The organism is Vibrio sp. SALL6, assembly GCF_002002385.1.
GTDB lineage: Bacteria > Pseudomonadota > Gammaproteobacteria > Enterobacterales > Vibrionaceae > Vibrio > Vibrio parahaemolyticus.
The window spans coordinates 270,555-278,134 of the sequence record NZ_MQVK01000020.1 but is presented as its reverse complement, the minus strand read 5'-3'; the positions used below and the strand labels follow the sequence as shown (position 1 = coordinate 278,134).

General features: G+C 44.9%; 5 protein-coding genes. 2 read left to right on the top strand and 3 right to left on the bottom strand.

Translation table 11 applies throughout. The features are described 5' to 3' along the window. Window positions 1–400: 400 nt before the first annotated feature. The 3 genes from clpB to rluD all read right to left on the bottom strand — a co-directional run bounded on the left by clpB (window position 401) and on the right by rluD (window position 4,829). Window positions 401–2,974: an ATP-dependent chaperone ClpB gene (gene clpB / locus BIW15_RS13260; protein ID WP_005460310.1), complete on the bottom strand. Its 2,574-nt coding sequence runs from the start codon at window positions 2,972–2,974 to the stop codon at window positions 401–403. Window positions 2,975–3,121: 147 nt separating this feature from the next. Next, window positions 3,122–3,850: a peptidoglycan editing factor PgeF gene (gene pgeF, locus BIW15_RS13255; RefSeq protein ID WP_005460314.1), complete on the bottom strand. Its 729-nt coding sequence runs from the start codon at window positions 3,848–3,850 to the stop codon at window positions 3,122–3,124. 1 nt (window position 3,851) lies between these two features. After that, window positions 3,852–4,829, bottom strand: a complete 978-nt coding sequence (rluD, locus tag BIW15_RS13250; RefSeq protein ID WP_070225966.1) for a 23S rRNA pseudouridine(1911/1915/1917) synthase RluD — start codon at window positions 4,827–4,829, stop codon at window positions 3,852–3,854. Window positions 4,830–4,965: 136 nt separating this feature from the next. On the opposite strand from rluD, the gene BIW15_RS13245 reads away from it, so the two are divergent. Next, complete coding sequence (locus tag BIW15_RS13245) at window positions 4,966–5,694, top strand: outer membrane protein assembly factor BamD (RefSeq protein WP_005460312.1); 729 nt, start codon at window positions 4,966–4,968, stop codon at window positions 5,692–5,694. A gap of 134 nt (window positions 5,695–5,828) precedes the next feature. After that, on the top strand, window positions 5,829–7,310 hold the full coding sequence (locus tag BIW15_RS13240) for a transglycosylase SLT domain-containing protein (protein WP_373270266.1): 1,482 nt from the start codon (window positions 5,829–5,831) through the stop codon (window positions 7,308–7,310). Window positions 7,311–7,580: the final 270 nt, after the last annotated feature.

The window sequence follows — 7,580 nt, the reverse complement described above, 5'->3', positions numbered from 1 at the left end:
TAATTTGATACCGAGGTATCTAATTGGATTATCATCAACGAGTGCCCACACAGATTGATAGGTTCTTATTTTTAAAGAGCACACTTTGAAGTTCTCTTCAAAGTGGACGGCCATTTTAGCTAGATAACTTATCGTGTCAAACACTTTTTTAAGTTATTTATCTGCGAGTTAATTCTTAACTCACTGACCTTGTTGACTAGGCTTCGCTTAACTTGCTTCCCCTTGGCAACGGAGGCGCATTATAGGGAGTTCATTGAGGAACACAAGCCTATTTTTCAAAAAAACTCTCCTTTTTAGTTCATTCGTATAGAAAACATCCAAAACGGACTAAAAGCGCATAGAAAAGGGGCCCGAAAGCCCCTTAAATGTGATTTTAATCTCACTTTTTGTGTCAGTGCAATTACTGATGAGCGAGAATTTGGTCATTAGTAACGATTAGCTGCACTTTCTTGTCTGGAACTATTTCACCAGCAAGAATGGATTTAGCTAATGGGTTCTCGACATTCTGTTGAATTGCACGTTTTAAAGGACGTGCACCGTATACTGGGTCGAAACCGACTTGGGCGATCAAGTCGAGTGCTTTATCAGAAACCTCTAATTGATACCCTTTTTCTTCTAGTCGTTTTGCCAAGCGTTCTAATTGAATAGAAGCAATGGACTTAATGTGCTCTTGACCAAGTGGGTGGAATACCACTATTTCGTCAACACGGTTCAAGAACTCTGGGCGGAAGTGTTTGCTAACCACATCCATCACTTCACTCTTGATACCTTGATAGTCCAATGTGGCGAAGTTCTCTTGGATTCGAGAGGAACCCAAGTTTGATGTCATGATCACGACGGTGTTACGAAAATCAACCGTACGACCTTGTCCATCAGTGAGTCGGCCATCATCGAGCACCTGCAGAAGAATATTGAACACATCTGGATGTGCTTTTTCTACTTCATCCAACAAGATCACTGAGTATGGTTTTCGACGAACCGCTTCAGTTAGATAACCACCCTCTTCGTAACCAACGTAACCTGGAGGCGCACCCACTAATCTTGCTACTGAGTGTTTCTCCATGAACTCCGACATGTCGATACGTACCATTGCATCTTCGCTGTCGAACATGAAGCTCGCGAGTGTCTTACATAATTCCGTTTTACCGACACCAGTTGGGCCTAAGAATAAGAAGGAACCAATTGGTCGGTTTGGATCAGAAAGACCAGCTCGGCTACGACGAATCGCGTTCGATACCACTGCAACTGCTTCGCTTTGCCCTACAACACGATTGTGAAGCACATCTTCCATGCGAAGTAGTTTCTCTTTCTCCGCTTCTAGCATCTTAGATACTGGAATGCCGGTTTGTTTAGAAAGCACTTCTGCGATTTCGTTATCTGTTACCTTATTACGAAGCAGCGTCATTTCTTGCATTTCAGCCTGAGTCGCCAAGTCTAGTTGCTTCTCTAATTCCGGAATACGACCGTATTGAAGCTCAGACATTCGGTTCAGATCACCAGCACGACGCGCAAACTCCATGTCCATACGAGCTTGCTCTAGTTCAGATTTAATATGCTGAGTACCAGAAAGTGCGGCTTTTTCTGTATTCCAAACCTCTTCTAACTCTGCGTATTCGCGTTCTTTCTCATTCAACTCATCATTCAATGCTTGCAGACGCTTTTCACTCGCTTCATCGTGTTCGTTACTTAGTGCTTGTTGCTCAATTTTTAGTTGGATGATTTTACGCTCAAGCTTATCCAATGATTCTGGTTTTGAATCGATTTGTAGACGAATGCTTGAAGCCGCTTCATCGATCAAGTCAATGGCTTTATCTGGCAACTGACGGTCCGAAATATAACGGTGCGACAAACTTGCCGCTGCAACAATCGCTGGGTCAGTAATTTCTACATGGTGATGAAGTTCATAACGCTCTTTCAAACCACGAAGAATAGCCACCGTATCTTCTACTGTCGGCTCATCCACCAGCACTTTTTGGAAACGACGTTCTAATGCAGCATCCTTTTCGATGTATTGACGGTACTCATCCAATGTTGTTGCACCAACACAGTGAAGTTCGCCGCGAGCCAATGCTGGTTTGAGCATGTTGCCCGCATCCATTGAGCCTTCACCTTTACCAGCGCCGACCATAGTGTGTAGTTCATCAATGAAGAGGATGACGTTGCCTTCTTCTTTAGCAAGTTCATTCAATACTGATTTTAAACGCTCTTCAAATTCACCACGGTATTTCGCGCCAGCAACAAGTGCGCCCATATCCAGTGATAGAACACGGCGACCGCGTAGACCTTCTGGCACTTCGTTATTAACAATTCGCTGCGCCAAGCCTTCCACAATTGCGGTTTTACCCACACCAGGCTCACCGATGATCACTGGGTTGTTTTTGGTGCGACGTTGCAATACTTGAATCGTGCGACGAATTTCATCATCTCGACCAATTACAGGATCCAATTTGCCTTGCTCAGCTCGCTCAGTTAAATCGATGGTGAATTTTTCAAGAGCCTGACGTAGCTCTTCAGCATTTGGATCATTGACCTTTTGACCACCTCTGATCTTTTCAATCGCTTGACTCACTTTTTGCTCGGTGAGCCCCACTTCTTTAAGTAGTTGCCCTAAAGGACCGCGATCTTCTAATGCCGCAAGCAAGAAGACTTCGGACGAGATGTAGGAGTCTTGACGCTTTTGAGCCACTTTGTCACACAGATTGAACAAAGTCCCCATCGAGCTAGAAAGCTGCACATCACCACCGATGCCACTCACCTTTGGTAATCGATCAAGCATTTCGCCCAGCTTTGAGCGGAGATGAGTTACATCCACGTCCAGCATTGTCAGCAATGGACGAATTGGACTGCCATTTTGATCAAGCAAAGCCACCATTAAGTGAACTGGCTCGATGTACTGATGATCGCGCCCTAACGCTAGTGATTGAGCATCAGAGATAGCGATTTGAAACTTACTGGTAAATCTATCAAGACGCATATCGACCTTCCTAACCTCGATTAAAGAGAATTCTTTTGACAGTAGAAAGATGGATACTCAGTGGGGGAATTTCAAGGGAGTGAATAAATAAAGATAGCTTTGCAAAAATAGAACTATGCATCTCAGCTCTTTTGAGCTTTATGGGGCTTACTCTTCAATCCAGATAAACGTAGCTTGCCTTCCTGTCACACCATCTCGGCGGTAAGAATAAAAGGACTCTTTATCTTGGTAAGTACACAAACCGGAATCGAAAACTTGCGAGACGCCAGCCCTGTTGAGACGCTGCGTCGCTAATTGCGACATGTTGGCAAGCCATTTACCTTCCACATTACGAGGGGTAAATGCGCGCTGAGCTTTTGAGTCAAAATCGACAAACGCTTGTAGAACATCTTCGCCCACTTCAAACGCCTGTGGACCAATAGCAGGCCCTAACCATGCCATCACATCACCCGAAAATAATGCGAGAGCATTTTCAACGATACCATTTGCCAAACCACGCCAACCAGCATGAACAGCTGCTACTTGAGTACCTTGAGTATTCGTCAGCAGTATAGGCAAACAATCAGCGGTCATGGCAGAACACACAACATTACTCGCCGATGTGAAGACGCCATCAGCATCAAGCACTATTGACGTAGGAGCATTCGCATGGGCAACGACAGTAGAATGAGTTTGGTTTAACCAAATTGGCGCACTTGGCATATTCGCTTGCTGCGCCAACCAATGACGATTCTTCGCTACGATAGAAGCATCATCCCCAACGTGTGCACCGAGATTTAACCCTTGATAAGAGCCTGTCGAAAAGCCACCAACTCGCGTAGAAGCAAAGGCTTTGACGTTTTTAGGTGCAGACCAGTTAGGAATGATTGCCTTCATCTTAAAACTCGTCCGGTAGACCGTATTCTTCAGTGTCTTTACGCAGCGCTTCAGTCATTGCCACCATATCGTCTGGCACTGGAGCATGGAATTCCAGTTCTTCACCAGTTATCGGGTGTTCAAAACGAAGCATTACAGCGTGTAGCGCCTGACGATCGAAACCACGAATCATGTCCGTCAGTTCCTGCGATGCACCAGTAGGAATACGTGCACGACCACCGTAGGCAGTATCACCTAACAGAGGATGCTGTAGGTAAGACATATGAACACGGATTTGGTGAGTACGACCCGTTTCCAAACGCAGACGGATACGCGTGTGCTCACGGAAGTGTTCTGCTACACGGTAGTGCGTTACCGCAGGTTTACCCAAAGGAGCTACAGCCATGAGTGTGCGTTTAGTCGAGTGGCGACCAATTGGTTGATCCACTTTACCACCCGCTGTCATACGACCGATTGCAATCGCTTCGTACTCACGCGTGATGTTGCGTTTTTGCAGGGCACGAACCAAACGAGTTTGCGCTGGAACGGTTTTCGCCACAACCATCAGACCTGTGGTGTCTTTATCAAGACGATGCACGATGCCCGCTCGCGGTACTTCTGCGATGTCTGGGTAATGATGTAGCAATGCATTCAGCACGGTACCATCTGGTGTACCAGCACCAGGGTGAACGACGAAGTCACGAGGCTTATTGATTACGATGATGTCATCATCTTCGTAGACGATATCTAGTGGGATATCTTGCGCTTCCCAGCGTTCTTCATCTTCCAGCTCGGCTTGCAAAGTAATTTCCTCGCCACCCATAACTTTGGTGCGAGGTTTAGTGACAACTTCACCATTCACTTGAACTTTCCCGTTCAGCAACCATTCTTTCAGGCGCGAACGAGAGAAGTCAGCGAACAATTCGGCGATAGCTTGGTCTAAACGTTGACCTAACTGGCTATCTTTTACGGTATTTGTTAATACAATCTGCTGAGCCATATCGAACTTTTTTAAAAACTGTGAGACTAATGCTCACGACTGTGGAAAAATAGACTATTACGTCATTGTATCTGTTACTGGAAAGAAAGTAACGGCAGCTTAAGAAATATTTAGATTCAAGGAACAGACTCCTGATATGAAACGTCAGACTTTAACAGGCCTTTTAGCGGTATCTCTTCTGTTTGGATGTGCAAGCAAAGAAGAAATCGTTCCTGATGTGCCACCTTCGGAACTGTATGCAGACGCACAAGTCTCACTTCAAAGTGGCAACTGGCTTTCTGCGATTGAGAAACTGGAAGCGTTAGACTCACGTTACCCATTTGGTGCCTACTCTGAACAGGTGCAACTTGACCTTATTTACGCATACTACAAAAACGACGACCTAGCGTTAGGCTTAGCAACCATCTCTCGCTTTATGCGCCTAAACCCTACCCATGAAAAAATGGACTGGGTGCTTTACATGCGTGGCCTGAGCCACATGGCTCAAGATCGTAACTTTATGCACGACCTGTTTAGCATCGATCGTAGCGACCGCGACCCAGAGCCCGTGAAAAAAGCATTTGATGACTTTAAGAAGCTGCTTCAACGTTATCCAAACAGCCCATATGCGGAAGATGCACAAAAACGCATGGTGGCCTTGAAAAACCGCTTAGCGAATTACGATTTAGCTACCGCTGATTTTTACCTTCGCCGTGAAGCATGGATCGCTGCCATTAACCGTAGCCAAGAGCTTCAAAAATCATTCCCTGATACAGAAGCAGCTCGCAAATCGTTAGAAATTCAGCTGGAAGCCTACAAGCAGCTGCAACTAGAAGATGCCGTTGCAAGAACAGAAGCGCTCATTAAGCTAAATCCTGTCAAATAAACGCCGACCGCCACAGCTCAAACTGTGGCGGTTTTGTTTTCTACCACCAATTCCTTCTCTTTGAACAATCTTGATGATTTTTTGAGCACAACTTATGCTTAGAGTTCTACTCCACCATTTAACTGGACGTGAACGTGACCATATCTAAGTTTTGGGCAATGCTGTTCTTTCTGTTGTCGGCGTCCGTTTACGCTTTGGAAATCTCACCATTAAAACAGCCTCCGTACACGGGTGACTTAGATGTCATCAAAGAGAAAAACGTATTGCGCGTTTTAGTCTCTGCCGATTTAGGCTTCTACTATATCGAAGGAGGAACACCAAAAGGGATTGGCGCAGAGCTGCTGGCTCACTTTGAAAAAGATTTACGCAAAATCAAACCCAAACTGAACGTACAAATCATCCCTCTAGCGCGAGACCAATTGCTCCCTTCTCTCGAAAACGGCTCTGGTGATTTAGTGGTGGCAAACTTGACGATCACCGATGCCCGAAAACAAAAAGTCGACTTCAGTACCCCAATCTTATCCGGCATCGAAGAGTGGGTGATCACCAACAAAAATACTCCAACCATCACTAAACTTGAGCAGTTGAGCGGTAAGGAGATTTGGGTACGTGCCAGTTCCAGCTACTTTGAAAGTATTCAAGCCGTCAACAAAACACTGAACAAGAAAGGCTTACCGCCAATTATCGTGCACTTCATCGAGGAGACTCTGCAAGACTACGAACTCGTCGGCATGCTCAACAATGGCTATATCAAAGCCATTGTTTTAGATAGCCACAAAGCCAAACTTTGGCTCAATGCGATGGATGACATCAAAGCGCATAAGAAAGTCCCTCTTCGCAAAAACGGCAACATCGCTTGGGTAATGCGACAAAACAGTCCTCAACTCAAAGCAGTGGTGAACAAATTCATCCAAAAATCTCGCTCAGGCACACTCCTTGGAAACGTCATATATAGCAAATACATCGACAATACCAATTGGCTCAATAAGGCACTTAACCCTAAGAAAATTGCCCAGCTAGAAAAACTGTCGGCGCTGTTTTCGCGCTACGGGGAGAAATATGACTTGGATTATTTGCTGATTGCGGCGGTTGCGTATAAAGAGTCCGGATTTAATAACAACTTAGTCGGCACAAGAGGCGTTGTGGGCATAATGCAAGTCTTACCGAGCACAGCGCGCGATCCAAACATCAACATCAAAAATGTTCGACAACTCGAAAACAACATCCACGCAGGAGCGAAATACTTAGCGTTTTTGCGTCGGCAGTACTTTGGCGATAAGGCCATTACGGCTGAGAACAAAATTTACTTTACCTTGGCGGCTTACAATGCAGGCCCAGGTAATGTCGAGAAAATGCGCAAGCGAGCCGCACAGCAAGGTTACGACCCCAACGTTTGGTTTAATAATGTCGAAGTGGTCATGCGAAAAAGCCTCAGCTCAACGGTCAGTTATGTGACCAGCGTGAACCGTTACTACGTCATCTATAAGCAACTAGAGAGCTTAGACCTCGCCAAAACACTAGAAAATGTGCTGCTGATTCCTGATGACCCGATCTTTATGACACCAATAAGGAAAATCACTCAAACGCCAGATACAAAAATGCCGCTTGTTAATTAAGCGGCATTTTTATTATTCAGTGTACTTTGAAATTGCAGAGTGATTAATGTCACATTTTCATTCTAGTTAAAATTTAACCACTCTAAAAAACAGGCTGAACAACGTCCCTAAAAACGAAGGCGTTTTCAGCTGAGTACTCTATCCAATCTAATGATTTGCTAACCGATAACAAGCAATTTTGCGATAAATCTCAACAGATCTTGAGTGAGATCACATTCATTTTTCATCATCAAAAACACAACTTAAAAGGTGATCTAAATCACATTCTTT

Bases quoted from the DNA above. Each gene is read 5' to 3' on its own strand.
- rluD (WP_070225966.1), bottom strand. From the start codon at position 4,829: ATGGCTCAGCAGATTGTATTAACAAATACCGTAAAAGATAGCCAGTTA.
- pgeF (WP_005460314.1), bottom strand. From the start codon at position 3,850: ATGAAGGCAATCATTCCTAACTGGTCTGCACCTAAAAACGTCAAAGCC.
- clpB (WP_005460310.1), bottom strand. From the start codon at position 2,974: ATGCGTCTTGATAGATTTACCAGTAAGTTTCAAATCGCTATCTCTGAT.
- BIW15_RS13245 (WP_005460312.1), top strand. From the start codon at position 4,966: ATGAAACGTCAGACTTTAACAGGCCTTTTAGCGGTATCTCTTCTGTTT.